Raw genomic sequence first — 23,331 nt, forward strand, 5'->3', positions numbered from 1 at the left:
CTGCTTCAAGCTGCTTGGTCAGCGCGTCATGGCCCGCACCTTCGAGCGTCAGATAACCGAGCTCAAAGTCCGTGCTGCAATCCTCAATCGCTTCTCGCAAATCGGCACACCAAATACTGTCCGCGTCGCGTAGTAATCTCAAATAAAGCCCGCAGCAAACCTATCAGGAGTTATGCAACAAAGCCGCTTCCATGCTGAACGTAAAAAATGGCCGCTCGTCCATTTTGTTTGGCTTTTCGACGTCCGAAAAGAACTGATAATTGACGCCGTTGGTAAGGATGGCGAGACGCGATTCGGTAACGCTGAAATAGCGAAATAGCTGGGATGCGTGATTGACGTTCAGTTCAGCGGTCGATGGCTTGCATTCAATCAGGATATTGACCTTGCCATCCTGGCAGATGGCGTAGTCAACTTTTTCGCCCTTCTTGATACCAACGTCTGCCGTGAACTCAGGCACAACCTCTTTCGGATTGAAGACATCATAGCCGAGCGATTGGAGGAAGGGCATGACCAACGCGGTTTTTGCGGCCTCTTCGGTCAACAGAACCTCGCGATGCTCAATCGTGCGCTTTTGCAGCTCAGCTAGACGAGAAGCGAGATCCATCTGTTATCCCCCTATGTTTCAAACAGACTGCCGATAAAAGCTTGGTTCGGCAAGTCGGGGGAGCCGCAGGAAGGAAAGTAATCTTTTACCTGTTGTCGATTGATGCAATTGGTCACTCCACCCGTAACACCGTTCCCTCTGCCCCCACCACGCGCACCCTCGCGCCCACTTCCGCGTCCGCGCCCACTGCGCTCCACACGCTGTCGCCGACTTTTACCCGGCCTTCGCCGCCGGTGATCGCTTCCACCACGGTCACTGTCTGGCCGATCAGGCGGGCGGTGCGGTCGTTGAGGAGGGGGTCGGTGGAGGCGACGGGGTGGTCGGCGTACCAGCGGCGGCCGGCATAGACCGCCGCGATGCTGAGGCTTGCGAAGAGGAGGAGTTGGAGGGGGAGGCCGATCGGCAGCGCGAGCGCGACGAGGCCGGTGATGGCGGCGGCGATCGAGATCCAGATGAGGAAGACGCCGGGGATCAGCACTTCGGCAATGCCCAGCAGCGCGGCGAATACCAGCCAGGCCCAATGATCTTCGAGCAGGGTGAGCAGGGTCATGGGGTGGGGGTCCTGTTGATCATCGCTACGCTGTGACGGGGGAGGGGGTGGGAGATGGGTCCCCGCCTTCGCGGGGATGACGGGGTAAAGCGGGGCTGACAGGGTAAAGACGCCGTTCGTTTCGAACGAAGTTGAGAAACCTGTGCGGGGCGTTTCTCGACGTAGTTTATCCTGAGCGCCTGCCGCAGGCTGGCAGTCGAAGGGCTCGAAACGAACGGAGGTGGGGGCGTGTCGCGGGTGCTGGACCTGGAGGATGGCCCCCACCCCAACCCCTCCCCTAGAGGGGAGGGGCTAATATAGCCGCGCGCCCACCCCAATCCTTCAAGCGAGTCACGGGCCTCGCTTGAACCTGAAGGGGAGGGGCTAATAGTGTCGCTTGCCCACTCCGATCCTTCAAGCGGGTCACGGGCCTCGCTCAAACCTAGCAGGGAGAGCCGCGCCTTCATCCCGCTTACCCCTGGCTTTGGCCGAAGGGGCCGCGGCGTGGGGGTGGTGGGGTGGGCGTGGGGGTGCCGTCGTCGCCGAGGGCGGCTTTGGCGAGCGCGCCGATGCCGCCCAGCGTGCCGATGAGTTGGGTGGCTTCGACCGGGAAGAGGATGGTCTTGGCATTGGGGCTGGTGGCGAACTGGCTGACGGCTTCGGTATATTTTTGCGCGATGAAGTAGTTGAGCGCCTGCGGGTTGCCGGCGCTGATCGCGTCGGAGACCATCTGGGTGGCGCGGGCTTCGGCTTCGGCTTCGCGTTCGCGGGCTTCGGCGTCGCGGAAGGCGGCTTCGCGGCGGCCTTCGGCTTGCAGGATCTGGCCCTGCTTCTCGCCCTCGGCGCGCAGGATTTCGGCGGCGCGGGCGCCTTCGGCATCCAATATGTTGGCGCGCTTTTCGCGTTCGGCCTTCATCTGGCGGCCCATGGCGCTGACGATGTCGGCGGGCGGGCGGATGTCCTTGAGTTCGACGCGGGTGATCTTGATGCCCCAGCTATTCGTCGCCTGATCGACCACGGACAGCAGGCGGGCGTTGATCTCGTCGCGCTTCGACAAGGTTTCGTCGAGGTCCATCGAGCCCATGACGGTGCGCAGGTTGGTGGTCGCCAGCTGCATGATCGCCACGTACAGCTCGGAGACTTCATAGGCGGCCTTGGCAGCGTCGAGCACCTGGAAGAAGACCACGCCGTCGACCGACACCATGGCATTATCCTTGGTGATGATCTCCTGCCCCGGAATGTCGACCACCTGCTCCATCATGTTGATCTTGCGCCCCACGGCATAGAAGAAGGCGGGGTAGAAATTGAGGCCGGGCTTGGCGACTTCGGTGAAGCGACCGAAGCGCTCGATCGTATATTGATAGCCCTGCCGCACCACCTTCACGCTGACCGCGAGGTAGAAGAGCACGAGGCCCGTAAGCGTGAGCGCGAAGGTGGTCAGCATCATGGTCTCCCGAAACAGGGTTGGACTATGCGCCTTATTTGTTAACGGGGGAAGGCAAACCGAGGAGAGTCCCATGTTGCTGCGTCACGCCCGTTCGTTGCTGTTCCTGCCCGCGTCCAACGCGCGCGCCATCGCCAAGGCGCGGACGTTGCCGTGCGACATGGTGATATTGGACCTGGAGGATGCGGTGACCGACGACGCCAAGGAGATGGCGCGCGAGGCGGCGGTGGCGGCGCTGGCCGAGGGGTTTGGCGAGCGGCTTGCGGCGGTGCGGATCAATGTGGCGGGGGCGCCGTGGCACGGGATGGAGATGGTGGCGATGAAGGCGGCGGCGGCCGACTATGTCGTGCTGCCCAAGGTGGAGAGCGGGCGGCAGGTGCGCGACGTCTATAGCGTGAGCCAGAAGCCGGTGATCGCGATGATCGAAAGCGCGCGCGGGGTGCTGGCGGCGGTGGAGATTGCGGCGGCGGAAGGGTGCGCGGGGCTGTTCATGGGGAATAACGACCTGCGGCGGGATTTGGGGATACCGGCGGGCGCTGGGCGCGAGGGGCTGGCGCTGGCCATGCAGTCGGTGGTGCTGGCGGCGCGCGGGGCGGGGATTGCGGTGTTCGACGGGGTGTATAACCGGCTGGACGATCTGGCGGGGCTGGAGGCGGAATGTGCGGCGGGCCATGCGCTGGGGTTCGATGGCAAGACGCTGATCCATCCGGGGCAGGTGGTGGTGGCGAATGGCGTGTTCGGGCCGGATGCGCAGGCGCTGGCCGATGCGCGGCGGCTGATCGCGGCGGCGACCGGCGGGGCCGAGCGCTTTGAGGGGCGCATGATCGAGACGATGCATGTCGAGCAAGCCCACGCGCTGGTGGCGCGGGCCGAGGCGGTGGGGCTGTAGCCGATCAGGCCGGGCGATGCCGGGCGGTCAGGAAATAGTTGATCGCCTTGTTCGCTGACAAAGTGAAGCCACGCGCCGGGTCGAAGGTCAGGCCGCTGCTGTCGATGACGTCGAGGCCTGCGGCATCGAGCAGGGCGGTGAGTTCTTCGGGCGTGAGGAATTTGCCCCAGTCATGCGTGCCCTTGGGGATACCGCCGATGCTTTCGCCGATGGTGATCATGGCGATGCGCGACAAGGGCGTGCGGTTGGGGGTGGAGAGGATCATCAGCCCGTCGGGGGCGAGTTTGGCGGCGAGCGCGGCGACGAAGGCGGCGGGGTCGGCGACATGCTCGATCACTTCCATCGAGGTGACGAGATCATAGTTGCCATCGGTGACGTCCTCGACCGGGGTCGCGCGATAGTCGATGGTGAGGCCCTGAGTCGCGGCATGGGCGGCGGCGGCGGCGATATTTTCGGGCGCGGCGTCCAGGCCCGTGACGGTGGCACCAAGTCTGGCCAGCGGTTCGGTGAGCAGCCCCGCGCCACAGCCGACATCAAGCGCGCGCTTGCCCGCAAGCGGTTGGAAGGATTGGGCGTTTGTCGGCCAATGGGTGTCGATCGCGGCGCGGATATAGGTCAGCCGCACGGGGTTGAGCTTATGCAGCATCGCGCTGGACCCGTTGGGATCCCACCAGTCGGCGGCCATCGCCCCGAAATGGGCGGCTTCCTTGGGGTCGATCGTTGCCGTTGCGTTGCTTGCCATATCCGTATCCGCTGCTAAAGAAGCGCCGTTTCGCCCTTCTGGGACATTTTCTTACTCACCAACTAGCAGGTTCGACAAGCAAATGGCGCGCATCGTGATGAAATTCGGCGGCACCTCCATGGCGGGGATGGAGCGAATTCGCAACGTGGCCGCGCGGGTAAAACATGTCGTGGCGCAGGGGCATGAGGTTGCGGTGGTCGTGTCGGCGATGGCGGGCGAGACGGACCGGCTGGTGGGCTTCTGCAAGGAAGCCTCGGCGCTCTATGATCCGGCCGAATATGATGTCGTGGTCGCGGCGGGCGAGCAGATCACCAGCGGGCTGCTGGCGATGACGCTGAAAGCCATGGGCGTGGACGCGCGCAGCTGGCTTGGCTGGCAATTGCCGATCAAGACGGTGGAGGCCCATGCCAAGGCGCGGGTGGACAGTATCGACACCGGCGCGCTGCTGGCCGCCATGGGCGCGGGCCAGGTCGCGGTGATCCCCGGTTTCCAAGGGATGATGGCGGACGGGCGCGTCTCGACGCTGGGCCGGGGCGGGTCGGACACGTCGGCGGTGGCGGTGGCCGCCGCGATCAAGGCCGATCGCTGCGACATCTATACCGACGTCGATGGCGTCTACACCACTGATCCGCGCATCGTGGCGCGGGCGCGCAAGCTCGACCTCGTCACCTATGAGGAGATGCTGGAGCTGGCGTCGGTGGGGGCCAAGGTGTTGCAAACCCGCTCGGTCGGCCTCGCCATGAAGGAAGGCGTAGTCGTGCAGGTGCTGTCCTCCTTCGATGATCCCACCCAGACCGACCTGCCCGGCACGCTGATCGTCAGCGACGAGGAACTGGAAGCCAAGCGCAAGGAAAATAAGATGGAACGTCAGCTCATCACCGGCATCGCCCATGACAAGAATGAGGCGAAGATCATCGTGACGCGCGTGCCCGACAAGCCGGGCGCGGTCGCCAGCATCTTCACGCCCCTGGCCGATGCCGCGATCAATGTCGACATGATCATCCAGAATGATTCGAAGGATACCGAGGAAACCGACGTGACCTTCACCGTGCCGCGCGCGGACCTGGCGCGCAGCGTGGACATTTTGGAAGCCAACAAGGACGTGATCGGCTTCCGCCGGATCATCACCGATACCGAAGTCGCCAAGATCAGTGTCGTGGGTGTGGGTATGCGCAGCCATGCGGGCGTCGCCGCGACGATGTTCAAGACGCTGGCCGAGCGCGGCATCAATATCGAGGCGATTTCGACGAGCGAGATCAAGGTGTCGGTGCTGATCGACGAGGATGAGACGGAATTGGCGGTGCGCGTGTTGCATACGGCCTATGGGCTGGACGCGCCGGCGGCTTGATCCGCGCGGCGTGATCGACGTTTCCGCCACTTCTGATAGCGAAGTTCGATGTCTATCGGTCGCGTGGCGGGTCGGTCTATCTGCTCGATTGCCAGGCGGATCTGCGGATTTTGAGGGGCATCGGTTGACCTTTTCACCCCTCCCCTTCAGGGGAGGGGACCGGGGTGGGGGTTTGCCCCATTCGCTTCACCGAGTGGATGGCCCCCACCCCAACCCCTCCCCTGAAGGGGAGGGGCTTTTTGGTTTGCAGGAAAGACTTTATGACCAACGCCAAGCTCGCTTCCCTCATGGCCCGTGGCACCGACTTTCTGGGGTGTGAGAGTGCGATCCTGTGCGGGGCGATGAGCTGGGTGTCGGAGCGGAACCTGGTGGCGGCGATTTCCAATGCGGGGGCGTTCGGGGTGATCGCGTGCGGGGCGATGACGCCGGAACTGCTCGACCGGGAGATTGCGGCGACCAAGGCGCTGACGAGCAAGCCGTTTGGCGTGAACCTGATCACCATGCATCCGCAATTGTTCGACCTGATCGATGTGTGCGCGAAGCATGACGTCACCCATGTCGTGCTGGCCGGTGGCCTGCCGCCCAAGGGCAGTATCGAGGCGATCAAAGGGAAGGGCGCGAAGCTCATTTGTTTTGCCCCGGCGCTGAGCCTCGCCAAGAAGCTGGTGCGGTCGGGGGTCGATGCGCTGGTGGTCGAGGGCATGGAAGCGGGCGGGCATATCGGCCCGGTATCGACCAGCGTGCTGGCGCAGGAAATATTGCCCGACATGGCGGCCCAAGTGCCGGTGTTCGTCGCGGGCGGGATCGGCCGGGGCGAGGCGATCGCCGCTTATCTGGAGATGGGCGCGGCAGGCGTGCAACTGGGCACGCGCTTTGCCTGCGCGACCGAGAGCGTCGCCCATCCCAATTTCAAGAAGGCCTTTTTCCGGGCATCGGCGCGCGACGCGATTGCCAGCGTGCAGATCGACCCGCGCCTGCCGGTCATTCCGGTGCGCTCGCTCAAAAATGCCGGGATGGAGAATTTCACCATCAAGCAGCGCGAAGTCGCCAATATGCTCGATGAGGGCGCGGTCGACATGATGGAAGCGCAGTTGCAGATCGAACATTATTGGGCGGGGGCGTTGCGCCGCGCGGTGGTCGACGGCGATGTCGAGGGCGGGTCGCTGATGGCGGGCCAGTCGGTCGGCATGGTGACCAAGGAAGAACCGGTCGCCGAGATCATCGCGCAGCTGATGGCGCAGGCCACAGACGCGCTGGAGCGGCGAGCCGCCTGAAGGCTTGCGACGAACGGAACATCTGGCATATTTCCTCCGAGGCAAATGCCCGGCATGACCGGGGCGCAGTCCCAGCGGAGAATTTGATGTTGCCCATGCGCCGTTCCGGCCGTCTATCCCTCGTGTCGCTGGCGGTCCTGGCCGCCTGTTCGACCCCGGTGAAGCCGCCGCCACCCACGCCGCCGCCGCCTGTGGTGGAAACGATGATGCCGCGTCCGCCGATGGGGGCGGTGGAAAATATGAGCATCCCCGAAATGGAGGATGGCCAATATCTGACCCCCAATCGCAAGGTCACGTCCAATACGGCGCTGTGGCATGTGCGAATGGCGTTGAACGTCGCCGCGCTGTCGTGCCGCAGCCCGGCCGACCTGCCGCGAATCCAATATAACCGGTTGCTGCATGTGCATGGGCCGCTGTTGACGAAGGCCAATGAGGCGGTCGATCGCAACTATACGGTGGCTTATGGCCGCCCCGGATTATCCGCGCGCGAGCGGTTGAATACGGTCGTCTATAATTTCTTTTCGCTACCGCCCGTGACCAAGAGCTTCTGCCCAGTGGCTGAGCGCGTGGGAGCCAAACTGCTGGCGATGCCATCGAGCGCGCTGCTGGACTATGCGCCCGAAGCGTTGGCGGAGCTGGAAAAGCCGTTTCAGGATTTCTATGCCGCCTATGCCGATTATTTGCGGCGGCTGGCCGAATGGCAGTCGCGGTTCGGCGCGAGCGTGACCGTGGTAGTATCCCCAACGCCGCTGCCGCCGCCGCCCGTGCCGCCGGGCGAAGCGCCGCCGCAGGGCTTTTCGCCGAGCATCACAAGCGCGATGCAGCAAAATCTGCCGCCGCCCCCCGATGCGCCCGCGAAGGCTCCGGTTGCGCCAGCCCAGCCGGGCGCGCCATTCCAGCCAAGTGCGGCCCAGCCAAGTGCGGCCGGGCCGAAGCTGATGATCCAGCCGCTGCCCGCCAATCAGGAATAGAGGTCAGTCGCGCGTGTCGAACCGGGCGCGCGCGGCTTCCACCGTGGCGAGGTGGGTTTCGGCCCAGGTCCACACGCCGCAAAAGGCGGCGCTGAGGCTATTGCCGAGCGGGGTCAGCGCATAATCGACATGCGGCGGCACGACGGGATGGACGATGCGGGTGGCCAGGCCATCCCGCTCCATCTGGCGCAGGGTCTGGGTCAGCATCTTCTGGCTGATCCCTTCGACCTGGCGCGCGATCTGGGTGAAGCGGAGCGTGCCCTTTTCCTCCAGCAGTTCCAGCACCAGCAGCGTCCATTTGTCGGCGACGCGGCCGATCAGCTCGTTGACGAGTCGCTCGACGCGCGGGTCGATGGGGGCGGCGTCCTCCGACAGATTATCGTTGGCGCGGGGGAGCGGGTGGCCTGCATTTTCCATTTCTTACCCTGTGGTGCGTATAGCACTTTGTGGTGCCTTCTTTCCAAAAGAGAGCATGGCGATAGGATGGCGGTCAACCCATTACGACAAGGAGTGACCCATGCAGACCACAGGCAAGACCATCCTCATCACCGGCGGCGGATCGGGCATCGGCGCGGCGTTGGCGCATGAATTTCATGAGGCGGGCAATCAGGTCATCATCGCGGGACGGCGGCAGGCGGCGCTCGATGCGGTGGTGGCCGCGCATCCCGGCATGGCGGCAATGACGCTGGATATGGAGGATGCCGCAGCGATCGTCGCGTTCGCGGACAAGCTGGTAGCCGAGTTCCCGGCGCTCAATGCCGTGGTGCTGAACGCGGGCGTGATGATCGCGGAGGAGGGCATTGATCTTGCCATCGCGGAGACGACGGTGGCGACCAATTTGCTGGGGCCGATCCGGCTGAGCCATGCGCTGCTGCCGCATCTGCGGGCGCAGGCGGCGGCGAGCCTGATCACCGTGTCGTCGGGGCTGGCCTTCGTGCCGCTGGCGGCGACGCCGACCTATAGCGCGACCAAGGCGGCGATCCATAGCTGGTCGCTGGCGATGCGCGCGCAACTCAAGAATAGCAGCGTCGAGGTGATCGAGATCGTGCCGCCGGGCGTGCAGACCGACCTGATGCCGGGCCATGCCGAAAATGACCAGATGATGCCGCTGGCGGACTATATTGCCGAGACCATGGCGTTGTTGCGGCAACAGCCGACCCCGGCGGAGATCCATGTCGAGCGGGTGAAATTTCTGAGCGAGGCGACGCAGCGCGGCGAATTCGATCAGGTGTTCGCGATGCTCAACGGCTAGGACGGATCCGCGACGGTCGAGGGTGCCTTGGGCGGCATGGGGAAGAGGCGGACGAAGCGGTCGGCCAGCGCCCGGTCGCCCTCGATCGTGAGGGCCACGTCCGCGAAGGACGCGCCGCCATAGATGACCGCGACCAGCGCATTCGGGTCGCCGGACAGGATGACGTCCGCGCCGGCCGCTTCGCCCCGGTCGATGGTAAAGTCGCCGTGGCGCAGCGTGGCGCGGAATTGCTCTTCGCCGAGGCGCAGGCCGATGGTTGCGTCCATGTCACCGATCGCGCTGCGGTCGATCATGGTGCGCAGCGACAGGATCACCGACACCTGGCTCATCGGCTTGCCCGGCTGCATCGTCGGTGATCGGCAGGCCCAGCGGCCCAGCACCCGGAACAGGATTTCCGACTCGCGGCCCCAGTCGGTGAGGTCGTAAATCTGGCTGGCGGCGGGCGGGGGCAGGCGGCGGCGGACGACGATGCTCTGCGCCTCCAGTTCCTCCAGCCTTTGCGTCAGCACATTGGCGCTGATTCCGGGCAGCCCGGCGCGCAGGTCGGTGAAACGCTTGGGGCCGAGCATCAATTCGCGCATGATCGGCAGCGCCCAGCGATCGCCTATGATGTCCAGCGCATGGGCGACGGCGCATCCGTCCTGATAGGCTCTTTTGCGGCTGGGTGTGACCATTGGTTATCTTTTCTAACTATGCAGTTGCTTAAGATAATCATCGCGGGCATCGTATGCAAGGCGGCGAGTCGGACCGGAATCGCCGACGACCGGAGGGAGAGACGCGATGGCCGACATGAACGGGCAGTTTTTCTGGTATGAACTGATGACCAGCGATCCGCAGGCGGCGCTGGCTTTTTATGGTGATGTGGTCGGCTGGACGGCGCAGCCCTTTGGCGATGCGCCGGGCGATGAACCCTATATGGTGGTGTCGGGCAGCGCCGGGCCGGTGGGTGGCGTGATGGCGATCCCGGCCGAGGCGAAGGATTGCGGCATGACGCCCTGGTGGGGCGGCTATGTCGGGTCGGGCGGTGTCGATGCCGACGCGGCGCGGCTGGTGGCAGCGGGCGGACGGGTGCAACGCGAGGCGGAGGATATTCCGGGCGTCGGCCGCTTTGCGGTGATGGCCGATCCGGGCGGCGCGACCTTCATGCTGCTCAAGGGCTCTAGCCCCGACGAGATGGACCCGGTGCCGCCGATGGCGATGGGGCATGTCGGCTGGCATGAATTGTATAGTGGCGCTTTCGATGCCGATCTGGATTTCTACACCGCGGCGTTCGGCTGGACCAAGGGCGAGGCCATGGATATGGGCGAGATGGGGCTGTATCAGCTCGTTTCGCAGACCGGCGGCAGCGATTTCCAGAGCATGAGCGGGGGCATCATGCCGCAGCCCAAGGAAATGCCGGTGCCGCTGTGGCTGTTCTACTTCATTGTCGGCGATATCGACGCGGCGGTCGAGCGGGTGACGGCGGGCGGTGGCACCGTGCTGAACGGGCCGATGGCCGTGCCGGGTGGTGGCTGGATCATCCAGGCGCTCGACCCGCAGGGGGCGATGTTCGCGCTGGTGGGGATGCGCGCGGGGGAAGAGTCATGAGTGAGGATATCCATGAGCTGTCCGTGACCTGCTATATCGCCGCGCCGCGCGCGACATGCTGGCAGGTGTGGCGTGATCGCAAGGGCGAATGGTTCTGTCCCAAGCCGTGGCGCGCCGAAGTGATCGAGGAGGATATGCGCCCCGCCGGACGCAGCGCGTTGCGAATGTTCGGGCCGGACGGTGCGGATAGCGGGCCGATGGAGGGCGTTTTTCTGGAAGTCGTGGCGGACGAACGGATTGTGACTACGGATGCCTATGCGGTCGGCTGGGTGCCGCAGACGCCGTTCCTGACCGCGATCTGGTCCTTCGCGCCGGAGGGCGAGGGCACGCGCTTTACAGCAACGGCGCGTCATTGGGATGCGGCGGCCAAGGACCGGCACCTGGAGATGGGCTTTCATCCTGGGTGGGATGCGATGATGGCGCAGTTTAAGGTGTTGTGCGAGGCGGTGGCGGTGGGTTGAGGGGGGAAGGGGGCGACCATTTATTGCTGTAGAAGGCCATCTAAACTTGGCTGTATTGCCGACATTCCTCCTATATGCCAGCATCGCGAGATGAGGTTGCTTGGTATCTTTTCGCTGTTTTGCGCGGCCTCAGCCTGCTCTGAGCAACCAAAGCGAGAGGCTTGGGCTGTCGTTATTAGTATTGCGGAGCATGCGAACCCTAAATGGAACCCAAATGAGCTGGTAGTCACTGCAAGAAGTCAAGATGGTGCCATCGGTTCAAAACCTGTTCTAAGGGCACGCCTTAACTGCCGCATTGGCGAGACGGTTCACGGCTATGCGCGCGGCATGTCGCTGACGCTTGATGACGGCGCTTGCGTGAGTTGATGTCCGGTTTCTGATCTACGAATTTATAAGCAGGCTGTCCCCTACACCCCCTTTGCCGTCATGCCGGGCTTGACCCGGCATCTATTAGCTCAAGGGTCCGGCGTCATTGAGAGGGTGAGGCTCATGGGCCCCGGATCAAGTCCGGGGTGACGGGGTTTGAGGGGCTTGTCCCATTCCCCTCTTTCGTCATGCGGGCTGATGCTGGCATTAGGGACGAGGTGCGGGTGGCGGGCCGTCCGCCGTCTCCGCCCCGGCACCGCCCGCATCATTACCGCACCAACGAAAAGGGCGCCCGGTTGCCCGGACGCCCTTTGCACTTCTCGTAGTGAAAAGCCTTACGCCTTGTAGACCTTGTCCACGGCGGCGCGGAATTTGGCCATGTCGTCGGCGGAGCCGACGGTGACGCGGGAGACGGTGGGCCAGATGGCCCAGCTGCGGCCGATCTGGACCTTTTCAGGGGTGGCGATCAGTGCGGCCTGCATGTCCTTGGCGGGCTTTTTCCAGTTGACCATGAACATATTGGCCTGGCTGCCGGGCTGCACCTCGATGCCCTTCTTGGTCAGATAGGCGATCGTTTCCTCCCGGTTGGCGATCATTTCCTCGCGGCGGGCCTTGATGAGCGCCGCTTCGGTGTAGACCGCATTGCCGCAATGCATCGCGGTGATCGACAGGCCGCCGGCCGCCGGGCCGAACAGCATGATGCGCTTTTGCACTTCGGGGTCGGCGAAGGTGAGGCCGAGGCGCACACCGGCCATGCCGAACAGCTTCGAGAAGGTCCGCATGACGATGATGTCCTTGCGGGCCCCGATCAGCGTAGCGGCGCTCGGCGCTTCGGAGAAGTGCAGATAGGCTTCGTCGACCAGCAGCATCGAATCGGCGGGCTTATTGTCGAGCAGCCACTGGATGTCGGCCAGCGGCGTGACGGTGCCGGTCGGGTTGTTGGGCGTGCAGATATAATAGAGGCCGGCATTGGGATTGGCGGCGAGCATCGCCTTGACGTCATGGCCCTGGCCGATGGCCTGTGGTGCCTTGGCGATGGGCGCTTTCATATAGTCGGCAGTGCGCCAGGCGGATTCGAAGGTCGGGTCGGCGGTGACCAGGCCCTTGGTCGGCGAGCAATAGGCAGCGACGATGCTGACCAGCGGGCCGCCCGAACCGGGCCAGGGCATGACATGGGTTTCGGGGATGCCCTCGACCGTGGCGACGGTCTTGACCAGGTCGCCGCGATAATTGTCGGGATCGTACCAGTTGCCGAACGAGGCGGCTTCGGCAGCCGCAGCGACGCCCGACGGGAAAGGCCCGGTCCAGCATTCGTTGGCACCGATGCGGACCGCACCCTTGATGCCGCGCCCGGCCTGCTGCTGCGCCAGGGCAGCGCCGCTCAGCAGCGAGCTGGCAGCGACGCCCGCGCCCAGCAGCGCAGCAACCTCGGCCAGTTGACGGCGCGAATAGCCGCGCCCGATCAGATCGTCCTTGGCTTCCTTGTCCAGCATCATCGTCATGTCGATTGTCCCCTCTGTTCCAGAAAACGGAAACTTCATTGCATCAGACGAAGCAGCGCGTCATTTCCGCAATGCCGCCCGGCGATTTTTGCAATTTTATGCCGGTCGCCGTTCCATAGTTAACGGAAACCGTCATCAATATTGCATGAATCGCCTTGGAAAGCGGACTGCGCATCTGGTAGCGCATATCCATGCCCAGCACCCCCGCCGCCGCCGCCCGCCAGATCCTGATCCGCCTGCAGGAGGTGATGGCGTCGCGCACCAGCGCGCAGGCGAAATTGAACAAGGTGGTGGAGGTGATCGGCGAGTCGCTGTCGAGCGAAGTCTGCTCCATCTACCTGGTGCGCGAGGGCGTGCTGGAGCTGTTCGCGACGCGCGGGCTGAAGCAGGAGGCGGTGCATGTCACCCGCATGGCGATGGGCGAGGGGCTGGTCGGCCTGATCGCCACCAATGTCGAGACGTTGAACCTGGACGAAGCCGCGTCGCACCCCGACTTCGCCTATCGCCCCGAAACCGGGGAAGAATTGTTCCACAGCTTTGCCGGTGTGCCGATCGTGCGGCGCGAGCGCGCCATCGGCGTCCTGTGCGTGCAACATGCCGATCCGCGCAAATATGAAGAGGTGGAGATAGAGGCGCTCCAGACCGTCGCGATGGTGATGTCGGAGCTGATCGCCAATGCCGAACTGGCCGATGATGGCCAGGCCGAATTGCGCGTGACCGATACCGGCACGACCCTGCTGCACGGGTTGCAACTGGTGATGGGCATGGCGCGGGGGCATGTCGTGTTCCACCAGCCGCGCGTGCATATCGAACATACCGTGGCGGAGGATACCGAGGCGGAGCGGGCGCGCGTCATTTCCGCCTTTGCCAAGATGCGCGAGCAGATCGACCGGATGACCGGAGCGGCCGAATTCGGCATGGAGGGCGAGCATCAGGAGGTTTTGGAAACCTACAAGATGTTCGCCTATGACGAAGGCTGGACGCGGCGGATCAACGAGGCGATCGACAGTGGCCTGACCGCCGAGGCGGCGATCGAGCGGGTGCAGCAGCGCACAAGGATGCGGATGCGGCAGATTGACGATCCGTTATTGTCCGACCGGATGCATGACCTGGAGGATCTGGCCAACCGGCTGTTGCGGATCGTGTCGGGGCAATTGGGCACGGCGGCGCAGATGGGGTTGCGGCAGGACGCGATATTGATCGCGCGCAACCTGGGGCCGGCCGAATTGCTGGAATATGACCGGCGGCGGTTGAAGGGCGTGATCCTGGAGGAAGGATCGCTGACCGCGCATGTCACCATTGTCGCGCGCGCCATGGGCGTGCCGGTGCTGGGCCGGGTGCGCGACATCCGCCATCTGGTGAATGAGGGCGACCTCATCCTGATGGACGTCAACGCCAACAGCCTGCTGATCCGCCCGACCGCCGACATGGACGAGGCGTTCGAGAATAAGCTGCATGTGACGCAGAAGCGCCGCGCCGAGTTCGTCGCGATGCGCGATTTGCCATCGGTCACCGCCGATGGGCAGCGGGTGGAGCTGATGGTGAATGCCGGGCTGCGCGAGGATGCGCAGGCGCTCGACATGGTGGGGGCGGACGGCATCGGGCTTTTTCGCACCGAGTTCCAGTTCCTGGTGTCGGCTACCTTGCCCCAGCGTGAAAAGCAGCAGCGGCTCTACAAGGATGTGCTGGATGCGGCCGGCGACCGGCCGGTCATCTTCCGCACCGTCGACATCGGCGGGGACAAGGCGCTGCCCTATATGCAGCGCGAAGATGACGAGCATGAGGATAATCCGGCGATGGGCTGGCGCGCGCTGCGGCTGGCGCTGGATCGCGACGGATTGATGAAGGCGCAGGCGCGCGCGCTGCTGGAGGCGGCGGCGGGCAAGATATTGTACGTCATGTTCCCGATGGTGTCCGAACCGTGGGAATATGAGGAAGCGCGCGCGCTGGTCGAGCATCAGCGCGAATGGCTGCTGGCGCGCAAGAAGAAGCTGCCGATCGCGGTGCGCTATGGGGCGATGCTGGAAGTCCCGGCGCTGGCCGAGGTGCTGGACATATTGTTGCCGCGCGTCGATTTCCTGTCGATCGGCACCAATGACCTGACGCAATTTCTGTTCGCGGCCGACCGCGCCCATCCCAAGCTCGCCGAACGCTATGACTGGCTGAGCATCGCGATCCTGCGCTTCCTCGACCGGGTGGCGCGGACATGCCAGGCGCATGACGTGCCGGTCGGCGTGTGCGGCGAAATGGGCGGGCGGACGCTGGAGGCGATGGCGCTGATCGGCCTTGGCATCCGGCGGCTGTCGATCACCCCGGCGTCGGTCGGGCCGGTCAAGGCGATGATCCGCGCGATCGACGCGAGCGAGGTGCAGGCGTTGATGCGCGAGCTGCTCGATAGTGGCGAACGCAACATTCGCGCGCGGCTGACGCAATGGGCGGCTGAGCGGCATATCGAGCTGGGATAAGGGGCGAACTGCGGCAAGAAGGGCTTGCCGCCGTTGACAACGCCCGTCCCACAGTGAGACAAGGCCTCACTCTAAGGTCGCGGAGCAGCATGGCAGACGAAATGGAATTGGAGCCGGGCGCAGGTAGCGTACCGGAAACGCAGCCCGATACACCCGGCGCGAAACTGCGCGTCGCGCGCGAAGCGATGGGGCTGTCCTTGTCCGACATTGCGACGCGCACCCGGATCGCCCAGCGTCAGCTCGAAGCGGTCGAGCGCGACGATTATGCCGCCTTGCCCGGCATTCCCTATGCGGTCGGTTTTGCGCGGGCCTATGCGCGTGCCGTAGGGCTGGACGAAGTGGCGATCGCCGCGCAGGTGCGCCAGGGCGTGCATGGCGCGGATATGACCGCCAATCGTTACGAGATGTTCGAACCGGCCGATCCCGCGCGCGTGCCGTCGCGCACGCTGGCCTGGACGGCCGCGGCGATCGTGGTTCTGCTGGTGGCGGGATGGGTGATCTGGCGCGCGCAGATGGCGACGCCGCCTTCGAGCGAACAGATATTGGCGCAGGACGAGGCCCGGCCTGCGGCGGCGCGTCCGGCGGCAGGGGCTGCGGTAGCCCCTGCGGCGCAACCCGTGGTGCTGACCGCGGTCGATGATGTGTGGTTGCGCATCTATGACGAGGCGGGCGAGCGGTTGAAGGACGGGCTGATGAACAAGGGCGAAACCTTCGCCGTGCCCGCCGCCGCGCGCAATCCGATGATCCTGACCGGCCGTCCGCAGGCGCTGGCCGTGACGGTCGGCGGCAAGGCGGTGGCAGCGCTGGGCGCGGCCGATCGCACCATCGCCGATGTGCCGATCAGTGCCGAGGCGCTGCTGGCGCGGGGCACGGCGGAAGCGGCTGCGCCTGCGGCGGCTGCGCCCGCACCCCGGCCGACGGCGCAACGGCGCGTGGCGCGTCCGGTTGCCCAGCCTGCGGCCGAGGATGCGGGTACGAGCGCGGCAACGCCATCTGCCGCCGCGCCCGCTCCGGCGGCCCCATCGGGCAGCGGCGCGGTAACGCCCGAATAACCATGCACGTCGCGCTTTACCGCGCGGAATAACGGCTTATGGTTAAAGCGTAAGAGTTAGTCGGGGAACATCATGCGTCACGTCCTATTCGCGACATCTGCCATGGCGTGGAGCGCGCTGTTGCTGCTGGCGCTCGCGCCGCCGGTCTCGGCGCAAACGGTGGAAGGCCGGGTCGATCGGCTGGAAAAGGAAATGCGCGCGGTGCAGCGCAAGGTGTTTCCCGCCGGAACGCCGATCGAAGCGCAGATCACCCGGCCGACGACGCCGACGATAGCGCCGGGATCGCCGTCTTCCTCGCCGATTTCCGACCTGACCGCGCGGGTGGGCGCGCTGGAATCGCAGCTGTCGTCGATCACGGGGCAGGTCGAGGAAAACAGCTTCAAGCTCAAGCAGTTGGAAGAAGCGTTCAACCGCTACAAGGCGGATACCGACGCGCGCTTGGCTCCGGCCGAAGCGCCAGTCGCGGTTCGGCCGACCGTGTCTGCGCCGGTGGCGGCTGATCCCGCACCCGTCGCGGCAAAGCCCGCTGCGCCCAAACCGGCGGCTGCTGCGCCCGCGAGCGAAGAGCGCAAGACGGCGGTCGCGGCGATCGAGCGGCCCGATACGGGCGACGCGGCGCAGGACGCCTATACTTATGGTTTCCGCCTTTGGGACGCCAAATTCTATCCCGAAGCGCAGGGGCAGTTGAAGGCGACGGTGGACAAATATGGCACCGCTTCGGTCGCCAGCCGCGCCGCCAATCTGCTCGGCCGCGCCTATCTGGACGATGGTAAGCCCGCACTCGCCTCGGTCGCTTTCTATGAAAATTATCAGAAGCGCCCGCGTGGCGATCGCGCGCCCGACAGCCTGGCTTATCTGGGTGAGGCACTGATCCAGCTGAAAAAACCGGCCGATGCCTGCAAAGTCTATGCGGAATTGGAGCAGGTCTATGGCGAAAGCCTGTCGTCGAGCCTGCGCGGCATGATGGCGCAGGGCCGCACCAGGGCGAAGTGCAGCTGAACGAGGCTGGGCTGATCGCCGCGACGCAGGCGATCGTCGGAGAGACGCAAGGGGTGCGTTTCGGTGTCGCCGTGTCGGGCGGGCCGGACAGCATGGCGTTATTGGCGCTGGCCGCGCGCGCCTTTGCAGGCCAGGTCGCGGCGGTGACGATGGACCATGGGCTGCGCGCGGCTTCGGCGGAAGAAGCGGCGATGGTCGCGGGCTGGTGCGCGACGCAGGCTATTCCCCACGCCATCCTAAAACCCGATGCGCCGGTCAGCGGCAATGTCCAGGGCTGGGCACGGGCGCAGCGCTATGCCGCGATCGAGACGTGGCGGGCGGCGCAGGGGATCGACTGGATCATGACCGCGCATCATGCCGACGATCAGTTGGAAACGATGCTGATGCGGCTGAACCGGGGATCGGGCGTGGCCGGGCTGGCCGGCGTGCGGGCGCGGTCAGAGCGGGTGATCCGGCCGCTGCTGGGCGTGCGTAAGGGTGAACTGCTGGCCTTTGCGCGGGCCGAGGCGCTGCCGCATGTCGATGATCCGTCCAACAGCGATGCGCGGTTCGACCGGGCGGCTTTGCGGTCGGCTTTGGCGGGGGTGGACTGGCTGGACGTGCAGGCTGCGGGGCGCAGTGCGGCGGCGCTCGCAGAGGCGGAGGCAGCGCTCGATTGGAGCGTCGCTGACCTGGCGGCGCGGCATGTGCGCGCGCAGGGTGATGGCTGGACGCTCGATCGCACCGACCTGCCGCGCGAATATCTGCGGCGGTTATTGTTGCTGATGCTGGAGCGGGCGGGAGCCGCTGCGGTGCCGCGCGGCGATACGATCGATCGGGCGATCGGCGCGGCGCAGGCGGGGGGGCGCGCGAGTTTGGGCGACTGGCTGTTGAGCGGGGGGGCTGTCTGGACCTTGCATCCCGCCCCGCCCCGCCGCGCATTTTAGCCTATCGGACGGCGACCTATCTGATCCGCATTTGACCGGGTCGGGCGCGCTTGCGCTTTTGCGGACGCGCCCTATCTTGGCGGGTGAAAGAGAGTGCAGATGAACGACGAGAAAGACCCGCAGACCAATCCCTGGATCAAGAGCGCCATGATATGGGCCGGGGTGATCGTCGCCCTGCTGCTGTTCGTGTCGATGTTCGAACGGCCGACTGGGGCCGGTGGCAGCGAGATCGCCTATTCGGAATTCCGCGCCAAGGTGCAGGAAGGCCAGGTCAAGGACGTCGCCATCGCGCCGGACAAGATCACCGGAACCCTGGCAAATGGCGATCGCTTTGCGACGCTGCCGGTAGCCGATCCGGCGCTGACCGGCTTGCTCGACCAAAATGGTGTCAAATATTCAGGCCAGGCCGAAGCGCAGCCGAGCTTCTGGATGATCCTCGTCTATCAATCCTTGCCGTTCCTGCTGATCCTGGGCATTGCTTTCTTCGTGCTGCGCCAGATGCAGAAGGGCGGCGGCGCGGGCGGCGCGATGGGCTTTGGCAAGTCCAAGGCCAAGCTGCTGACCGAGAAGCATGGCAAGGTCACCTTTCAGGACGTCGCGGGCATCGATGAAGCGCGCGAGGAACTGGAGGAAATCGTCGAGTTCCTCAAAGACCCGACCAAGTTTGCACGTCTCGGCGGCAAAATCCCCAAGGGCGCGTTGCTGGTCGGTTCGCCCGGCACCGGCAAGACGCTGCTGGCGCGCGCGATCGCGGGCGAGGCTGGCGTACCTTTCTTCACCATCTCCGGCTCGGACTTTGTCGAAATGTTCGTCGGCGTCGGCGCAAGCCGCGTGCGCGACATGTTCGAACAGGCCAAGAAAAATGCGCCGTGCATCGTCTTCATCGATGAAATCGACGCGGTCGGTCGCCATCGTGGCGCGGGCTTGGGCAATGGCAATGACGAGCGCGAGCAGACGTTGAACCAGTTGCTGGTCGAGATGGACGGTTTTGAGGCCAATGAAGGCATCATCATCGTCGCGGCGACCAACCGTCCCGACGTGCTGGACCCTGCGCTGCTGCGGCCGGGTCGTTTCGACCGTCAGGTCGTGGTGCCCCGTCCCGATATCGAAGGTCGCGAGAAGATTTTGGCCGTCCACATGAAGAAGGTGCCGCTGGCGCCCGACGTCGAACCGCGCACCATCGCGCGGGGCACGCCCGGCTTCTCCGGCGCGGACCTTGCCAACCTGGTCAACGAAGCGGCGCTGATGGCGGCGCGGCGGGGCAAGCGGCTGGTCGCCATGTCCGAGTTCGAATCGGCCAAGGACAAGGTGATGATGGGGGCGGAGCGCCGCTCCATGGTCATGACCGATGATGAGAAGAAGATGACCGCCTATCATGAGGCGGGCCATGCGATCATCGCCGTGCATGAACCGGCGTCGGACCCGATCCACAAGGCAACGATCATCCCGCGCGGCCGTGCGCTGGGCATGGTGATGCGCCTGCCCGAACGCGACAGCTACAGCTATCATCGCGACAAGATGCACGCGAATATGGCCGTCGCCATGGGTGGCCGCGTCGCCGAGGAAATCATCTTCGGCTATGACAAGGTGTCTAGCGGCGCGTCGGGCGACATCCAATATGCCACCAAACTGGCGCGCGACATGGTCACCCAATGGGGCATGTCCGACAAGCTGGGGCCGCTGCAATATGAAGAGCAGCAGGGCGAGACGTTCCTTGGCTATTCGCAGAGCGCCCGCGTCCATATGTCGGACGAGACCGCCAAGCTGATCGACGCGGAAATCCGTGGTCTGGTGGAGCAGGGCTATGCCCGTGCGCAGGAATTGCTGACCGGCCATGAGGACCAACTGCACCTGCTGGCCAATGCGCTGCTGGAATATGAGACGCTGAGCGGCGACGAGATCAAGGCGCTGCTCGACAAGGGTGAGATCACCCGCGACGACGGCACGACGATCAAGCCTTCGGTCATCCCGGCGGCCGGATCGTCCATCCCCAAGACGCGCAAGCGCAAGGGACCGTTCGGCGATCCATCTCCTGCCGGGGCGTAAGCGGTGAAGGTTTGAAAAGGAGGGCGCTGCCGCAAGGTGGTGCCCTTTTTCGTGGCGATCGGGGGAGGGGCATCATGGAAGCGTTCGATGACATCCATGCGCGGTTGCGCGCCGTCATGCTGGACAATGCGCCGGGGCAGGTGGTGAGCAAGGATGAAGCGGGCGATCTGATCCTGCGCACTGCTACCGTCGATCCCAAGACCGGGCAGCCGGGCTGGTTCGGGACGGTGACGATCAAGAAAAGCTATGTCGCCTATCATGTGATGCCGCTTTATACCGATGCGGCGTTGTCGGAGAGTGTGTCGCCTGCGTTGGCGAAGCGGCGGCAGGGGAAGACTTGCTTTAACTTCAAGGCGGTGGATGAAGTGTTGTTTGCTGAGCTGGCGGAGCTGACTCGGCGGGCTGCGGGTTTGTAGCGGTGTTTTGCTCGATTTCCTCGAACCGCTCCGTCAAGAGTACGCCCTGCCACCTTCCCTACCAAGGGAGTTGGCACAAAGATGACCAGATGACGACGTCGCCTTAATTGTCACCCCGGACTTGATCCGGGATCCCGCTTTTTGCGCGAAGAAAAGCGGGATGCCGGGTCAAGCCCGGCATGACGAAGGAGGAATGGCAATGGACGAGCATTTGTTGCCGTCTAGCGTGAAGCTATATTTTCCTGATTCTGGGCATTTATTTTCTGCTGACCGTTAGGGTTGGGGCGGTTCTGCAACGAATCCGACTTTCTTAAAACCAGCCCGCTGAGCAGTGTAAATCGTATGCCCAATACATCTGTAAGGGATTTCCATACCGCCAACGATGGAAAGAACACGACCTTTTTCAACGAGTGGTTTCAGCGCTGCAAGTAGTGCGTCGTCCTGCTCAGGCATCAAGAAAGATTGATCACCAACGTTTACGCGGCAGACGTTGGAGGCCTCAAAAGTGATGGCCAGTTGAAGCACATCTTTTGATCTGCCTCCGGTAGTGGCGCGCAGGACCGCTGCCATTGGCAGAAGCGTAGCTACGCAAAGAACTATAGAAATGGTTGCTTTGCGGAGGTTCATCATGCCCTTTTAACGTTACCCATAGGAGTAATCAACGTTAAGTGTCGGGGAACGCTATATACACTTTACTGCTCGAAACCCGCCATTCCCCTCAACAACCACCCTTCCCGCAATCCCCAAAGCCCCACCATCCTCCACCCCTGCTCCCCGCAATAAATCCCGCAAAGGGACTGGCCGTATCGGGGCGGAGTGGTTACATGGGCCGCCACAAAACCCCTGGGGTCTGCTGCAGACCCCGCAGCAGAAAGTGGCTTGTTCCATGGAAATCCGCCTCGGCCTCACCTTCGACGACGTGCTGTTGCAGCCCGGCGAATCCGATGTGCTGCCAAGCCAGGCGGACACCAGCACGTTCGTCACCAAGGCGATCAAGCTGAACATTCCGATCCTGTCGTCGGCGATGGATACGGTGACCGAGGCCGACATGGCGATCGTCATGGCGCAGCTGGGTGGCATCGGCGTGCTGCACCGCAACCTGTCGGTCGAGGGACAGGCGGATGCGGTGCGCGCGGTTAAGCGGTTTGAGAGCGGCATGGTCGTCAACCCCATTACCATCCTGCCCAATGCCACGCTGGCCGATGCGCAGATGCTGATGAAGCGGCACCGGATCAGCGGCATTCCCGTGGTCGAGGCGAGCGGCAAGCTGGTCGGCATATTGACGCACCGCGACACGCGCTTTGCCGAGAACCCGGCGCAGCCGGTCAGCGAATTGATGACCAAGGATAATCTGGCGACAGTCAAGGTCGGCGTGGGGCAGGAAGAGGCGCAGCGGCTGTTGCATCAACGCCGGATCGAGAAATTGCTGGTGGTGGACGAGGCCTATCATTGTGTCGGCCTGATCACCGTCAAGGATATCGAAAAGGCGGTCACCTATCCGCAGGCGACCAAGGATGGCACCGGCCGCCTGCGCGTCGCGGCGGCGACCACGGTGGGTGAAAAGGGGCTGGAGCGCAGCCGCGCGCTGATCGACGCGGAATGCGACTTGATCGTCATCGATACGGCCCATGGCCATAGCCGCCAAGTGTCGGCGGCGGTCGAAGCGGTCAAGCGCCTGTCCAACAATGTGCAGGTGGTCGCGGGCAATGTCGCCACCGCAGAAGCGACCAAGGCGCTGATCGGCGCGGGCGCGGATTGCGTGAAGGTCGGCATCGGGCCGGGATCGATCTGCACCACGCGCGTCGTCGCGGGCGTGGGCGTGCCGCAATTGACCGCCGTCATGGATTCGGCCGAGGAAGCCGCCAAGCAGGGCGTGCCGGTGATCGCCGATGGCGGGCTGCGCACCAGCGGCGACCTCGCCAAGGCGCTGGCGGCGGGCGCGGGTTGCGTCATGGTCGGATCGCTGCTGGCGGGGACGGCCGAAGCGCCGGGCGAAACCTTCCTCTATCAGGGCCGCGCTTATAAGAGCTATCGCGGCATGGGCAGCGTCGGCGCGATGGCGCGCGGGTCGGCCGATCGCTATTTCCAGGCGGATATCAAGGACCAGATGAAGCTGGTGCCCGAAGGGATTGAAGGCCAGGTGCCGTTCAAGGGTCCGGCCAAGGATGTGATCCACCAGCTGGTCGGCGGCGTGAAGGCGGCGATGGGCTATACCGGCAGCGCGACGATCAAGGATTTGCAGGAACGCGCGCGCTTCGTGCAGATCACCAATGCCGGGCTGTCGGAAAGCCATGTCCATGATGTGACGATCACGCGGGAAGCGCCCAATTATCCGACGCGTTGATAACATGGAAAAGCCCCTCCCCTTTAGGGGAGGGGTTGGGGTGGGGGATCGCCTCACGGCGCAGCGTTTGTGGCACGCCCCCACCCCCGACCCCTCCCCTAAAGGGGAGGGGAG

At 64.3% G+C, this 23,331-nt stretch carries 22 protein-coding genes and 2 pseudogenes; 15 read left to right on the top strand and 9 right to left on the bottom strand.

Going from position 1 to position 23,331, the window contains the following annotated elements; all coding sequences use genetic code 11:
• Window positions 1-133, top strand: a pseudogene (locus SxD43FB_RS13115) (IS5/IS1182 family transposase); the annotation flags it as partial.
• A 30-nt stretch (window positions 134-163) separates the two neighbouring features.
• Here SxD43FB_RS13115 and SxD43FB_RS13120 read toward each other — a convergent pair.
• The 3 genes from SxD43FB_RS13120 to SxD43FB_RS13130 form a co-directional block, all read right to left on the bottom strand.
• The gene (locus SxD43FB_RS13120) at window positions 164-604 is read right to left on the bottom strand and encodes a type I restriction endonuclease (protein WP_217988794.1); all 441 of its coding nucleotides are present in this window, start codon (window positions 602-604) and stop codon (window positions 164-166) included.
• A 112-nt stretch (window positions 605-716) separates the two neighbouring features.
• Entirely contained in the window at window positions 717-1,154 is a 438-nt protein-coding gene (locus tag SxD43FB_RS13125) for an NfeD family protein (protein ID WP_096062569.1), read from the bottom strand.
• A gap of 451 nt (window positions 1,155-1,605) precedes the next feature.
• A complete protein-coding gene (locus tag SxD43FB_RS13130) occupies window positions 1,606-2,577 on the bottom strand; it encodes an SPFH domain-containing protein (protein ID WP_096062647.1) in 972 nt (323 codons plus the stop codon).
• A 73-nt stretch (window positions 2,578-2,650) separates the two neighbouring features.
• On the opposite strand from SxD43FB_RS13130, the gene SxD43FB_RS13135 reads away from it, so the two are divergent.
• Window positions 2,651-3,466, top strand: coding sequence for a CoA ester lyase (locus SxD43FB_RS13135; protein ID WP_096062570.1), 816 nt, complete (start codon window positions 2,651-2,653; stop codon window positions 3,464-3,466).
• Between the two features lie 4 nt (window positions 3,467-3,470).
• On the opposite strand, the gene ubiG is transcribed toward SxD43FB_RS13135, so the two are convergent.
• Entirely contained in the window at window positions 3,471-4,208 is a 738-nt protein-coding gene (gene ubiG / locus SxD43FB_RS13140) for a bifunctional 2-polyprenyl-6-hydroxyphenol methylase/3-demethylubiquinol 3-O-methyltransferase UbiG (protein ID WP_096062571.1), read from the bottom strand.
• 82 nt (window positions 4,209-4,290) lie between these two features.
• Between ubiG and SxD43FB_RS13145 the strand changes: the two genes are divergently transcribed.
• The 3 genes from SxD43FB_RS13145 to SxD43FB_RS13160 all read left to right on the top strand — a co-directional run bounded on the left by SxD43FB_RS13145 (window position 4,291) and on the right by SxD43FB_RS13160 (window position 7,801).
• Entirely contained in the window at window positions 4,291-5,556 is a 1,266-nt protein-coding gene (locus SxD43FB_RS13145; protein ID WP_037473192.1) for an aspartate kinase, read from the top strand.
• Between the two features lie 260 nt (window positions 5,557-5,816).
• Complete coding sequence (locus tag SxD43FB_RS13155; RefSeq protein WP_096062572.1) at window positions 5,817-6,830, top strand: nitronate monooxygenase; 1,014 nt, start codon at window positions 5,817-5,819, stop codon at window positions 6,828-6,830.
• 86 nt (window positions 6,831-6,916) lie between these two features.
• Window positions 6,917-7,801 carry a hypothetical protein gene (locus SxD43FB_RS13160; RefSeq protein ID WP_096062573.1) on the top strand — a complete coding sequence of 295 codons (885 nt, stop codon included), beginning with the start codon at window positions 6,917-6,919 and terminating at the stop codon, window positions 7,799-7,801.
• Between the two features lie 3 nt (window positions 7,802-7,804).
• Here SxD43FB_RS13160 and SxD43FB_RS13165 read toward each other — a convergent pair whose 3' ends face one another.
• Window positions 7,805-8,218, bottom strand: a complete 414-nt coding sequence (locus tag SxD43FB_RS13165; protein WP_096062574.1) for a helix-turn-helix domain-containing protein — start codon at window positions 8,216-8,218, stop codon at window positions 7,805-7,807.
• A 100-nt stretch (window positions 8,219-8,318) separates the two neighbouring features.
• Between SxD43FB_RS13165 and SxD43FB_RS13170 the strand changes: the two genes are divergently transcribed.
• Window positions 8,319-9,053 carry an SDR family oxidoreductase gene (locus SxD43FB_RS13170; RefSeq protein ID WP_096062575.1) on the top strand — a complete coding sequence of 245 codons (735 nt, stop codon included), beginning with the start codon at window positions 8,319-8,321 and terminating at the stop codon, window positions 9,051-9,053.
• Here SxD43FB_RS13170 and SxD43FB_RS13175 read toward each other — a convergent pair.
• Window positions 9,050-9,727, bottom strand: coding sequence for a winged helix-turn-helix transcriptional regulator (locus SxD43FB_RS13175; protein WP_096062576.1), 678 nt, complete (start codon window positions 9,725-9,727; stop codon window positions 9,050-9,052). The two genes, SxD43FB_RS13170 and SxD43FB_RS13175, sit on opposite strands and share 4 nt — an antisense overlap.
• Before the next feature lie 106 nt (window positions 9,728-9,833).
• Here SxD43FB_RS13175 and SxD43FB_RS13180 point away from each other — a divergent pair, with 106 nt between their 5' ends.
• Together SxD43FB_RS13180 and SxD43FB_RS13185 are read left to right on the top strand one after the other, a co-directional pair.
• Complete coding sequence (locus SxD43FB_RS13180; protein ID WP_096062577.1) at window positions 9,834-10,640, top strand: VOC family protein; 807 nt, start codon at window positions 9,834-9,836, stop codon at window positions 10,638-10,640.
• Window positions 10,637-11,101 carry an SRPBCC domain-containing protein gene (locus SxD43FB_RS13185; RefSeq protein WP_096062578.1) on the top strand — a complete coding sequence of 155 codons (465 nt, stop codon included), beginning with the start codon at window positions 10,637-10,639 and terminating at the stop codon, window positions 11,099-11,101. Before SxD43FB_RS13180 ends, SxD43FB_RS13185 begins: the two co-directional genes overlap by 4 nt.
• 701 nt (window positions 11,102-11,802) lie before the next feature.
• On the opposite strand, the gene SxD43FB_RS13190 is transcribed toward SxD43FB_RS13185, so the two are convergent.
• Together SxD43FB_RS13190 and SxD43FB_RS25255 are read right to left on the bottom strand one after the other, a co-directional pair.
• Window positions 11,803-12,969: a pyridoxal phosphate-dependent aminotransferase gene (locus tag SxD43FB_RS13190; RefSeq protein ID WP_037473178.1), complete on the bottom strand. Its 1,167-nt coding sequence runs from the start codon at window positions 12,967-12,969 to the stop codon at window positions 11,803-11,805.
• 43 nt (window positions 12,970-13,012) lie between these two features.
• On the bottom strand, window positions 13,013-13,162 hold the full coding sequence (locus tag SxD43FB_RS25255; RefSeq protein ID WP_176482772.1) for a hypothetical protein: 150 nt from the start codon (window positions 13,160-13,162) through the stop codon (window positions 13,013-13,015).
• Between SxD43FB_RS25255 and ptsP the strand changes: the two genes are divergently transcribed.
• From ptsP to SxD43FB_RS13220, 6 genes are all read left to right on the top strand, one after another.
• Window positions 13,161-15,434, top strand: coding sequence for a phosphoenolpyruvate--protein phosphotransferase (gene ptsP, locus SxD43FB_RS13195; RefSeq protein ID WP_096062579.1), 2,274 nt, complete (start codon window positions 13,161-13,163; stop codon window positions 15,432-15,434). The genes SxD43FB_RS25255 and ptsP overlap by 2 nt on opposite strands.
• 89 nt (window positions 15,435-15,523) lie before the next feature.
• On the top strand, window positions 15,524-16,486 hold the full coding sequence (locus SxD43FB_RS13200; RefSeq protein ID WP_096062580.1) for a helix-turn-helix domain-containing protein: 963 nt from the start codon (window positions 15,524-15,526) through the stop codon (window positions 16,484-16,486).
• A 72-nt stretch (window positions 16,487-16,558) separates the two neighbouring features.
• Entirely contained in the window at window positions 16,559-17,485 is a 927-nt protein-coding gene (locus SxD43FB_RS13205) for a hypothetical protein (RefSeq protein ID WP_096062581.1), read from the top strand.
• Window positions 17,482-18,411: a tRNA lysidine(34) synthetase TilS gene (tilS, locus tag SxD43FB_RS13210; RefSeq protein ID WP_343228847.1), complete on the top strand. Its 930-nt coding sequence runs from the start codon at window positions 17,482-17,484 to the stop codon at window positions 18,409-18,411. Before SxD43FB_RS13205 ends, tilS begins: the two co-directional genes overlap by 4 nt.
• A 99-nt stretch (window positions 18,412-18,510) precedes the next feature.
• Complete coding sequence (ftsH, locus tag SxD43FB_RS13215; protein WP_096062582.1) at window positions 18,511-20,457, top strand: ATP-dependent zinc metalloprotease FtsH; 1,947 nt, start codon at window positions 18,511-18,513, stop codon at window positions 20,455-20,457.
• Window positions 20,458-20,531: 74 nt separating this feature from the next.
• Window positions 20,532-20,873, top strand: a complete 342-nt coding sequence (locus SxD43FB_RS13220) for a hypothetical protein (protein ID WP_096062583.1) — start codon at window positions 20,532-20,534, stop codon at window positions 20,871-20,873.
• Window positions 20,874-21,146: 273 nt separating this feature from the next.
• Here the strand turns inward: SxD43FB_RS13220 and SxD43FB_RS13225 are convergent.
• Window positions 21,147-21,236 (bottom strand): annotated as a pseudogene (locus tag SxD43FB_RS13225) (biopolymer transporter ExbD); the annotation flags it as partial.
• A gap of 523 nt (window positions 21,237-21,759) precedes the next feature.
• On the opposite strand from SxD43FB_RS13225, the gene guaB reads away from it, so the two are divergent.
• On the top strand, window positions 21,760-23,217 hold the full coding sequence (gene guaB / locus SxD43FB_RS13230; RefSeq protein WP_096062584.1) for an IMP dehydrogenase: 1,458 nt from the start codon (window positions 21,760-21,762) through the stop codon (window positions 23,215-23,217).
• The last annotated feature ends 114 nt before the right edge of the window (window positions 23,218-23,331 follow it).

Origin of the sequence: Sphingobium sp. D43FB (assembly GCF_002312805.1) — a bacterium.
Taxonomy (GTDB): domain Bacteria; phylum Pseudomonadota; class Alphaproteobacteria; order Sphingomonadales; family Sphingomonadaceae; genus Sphingobium.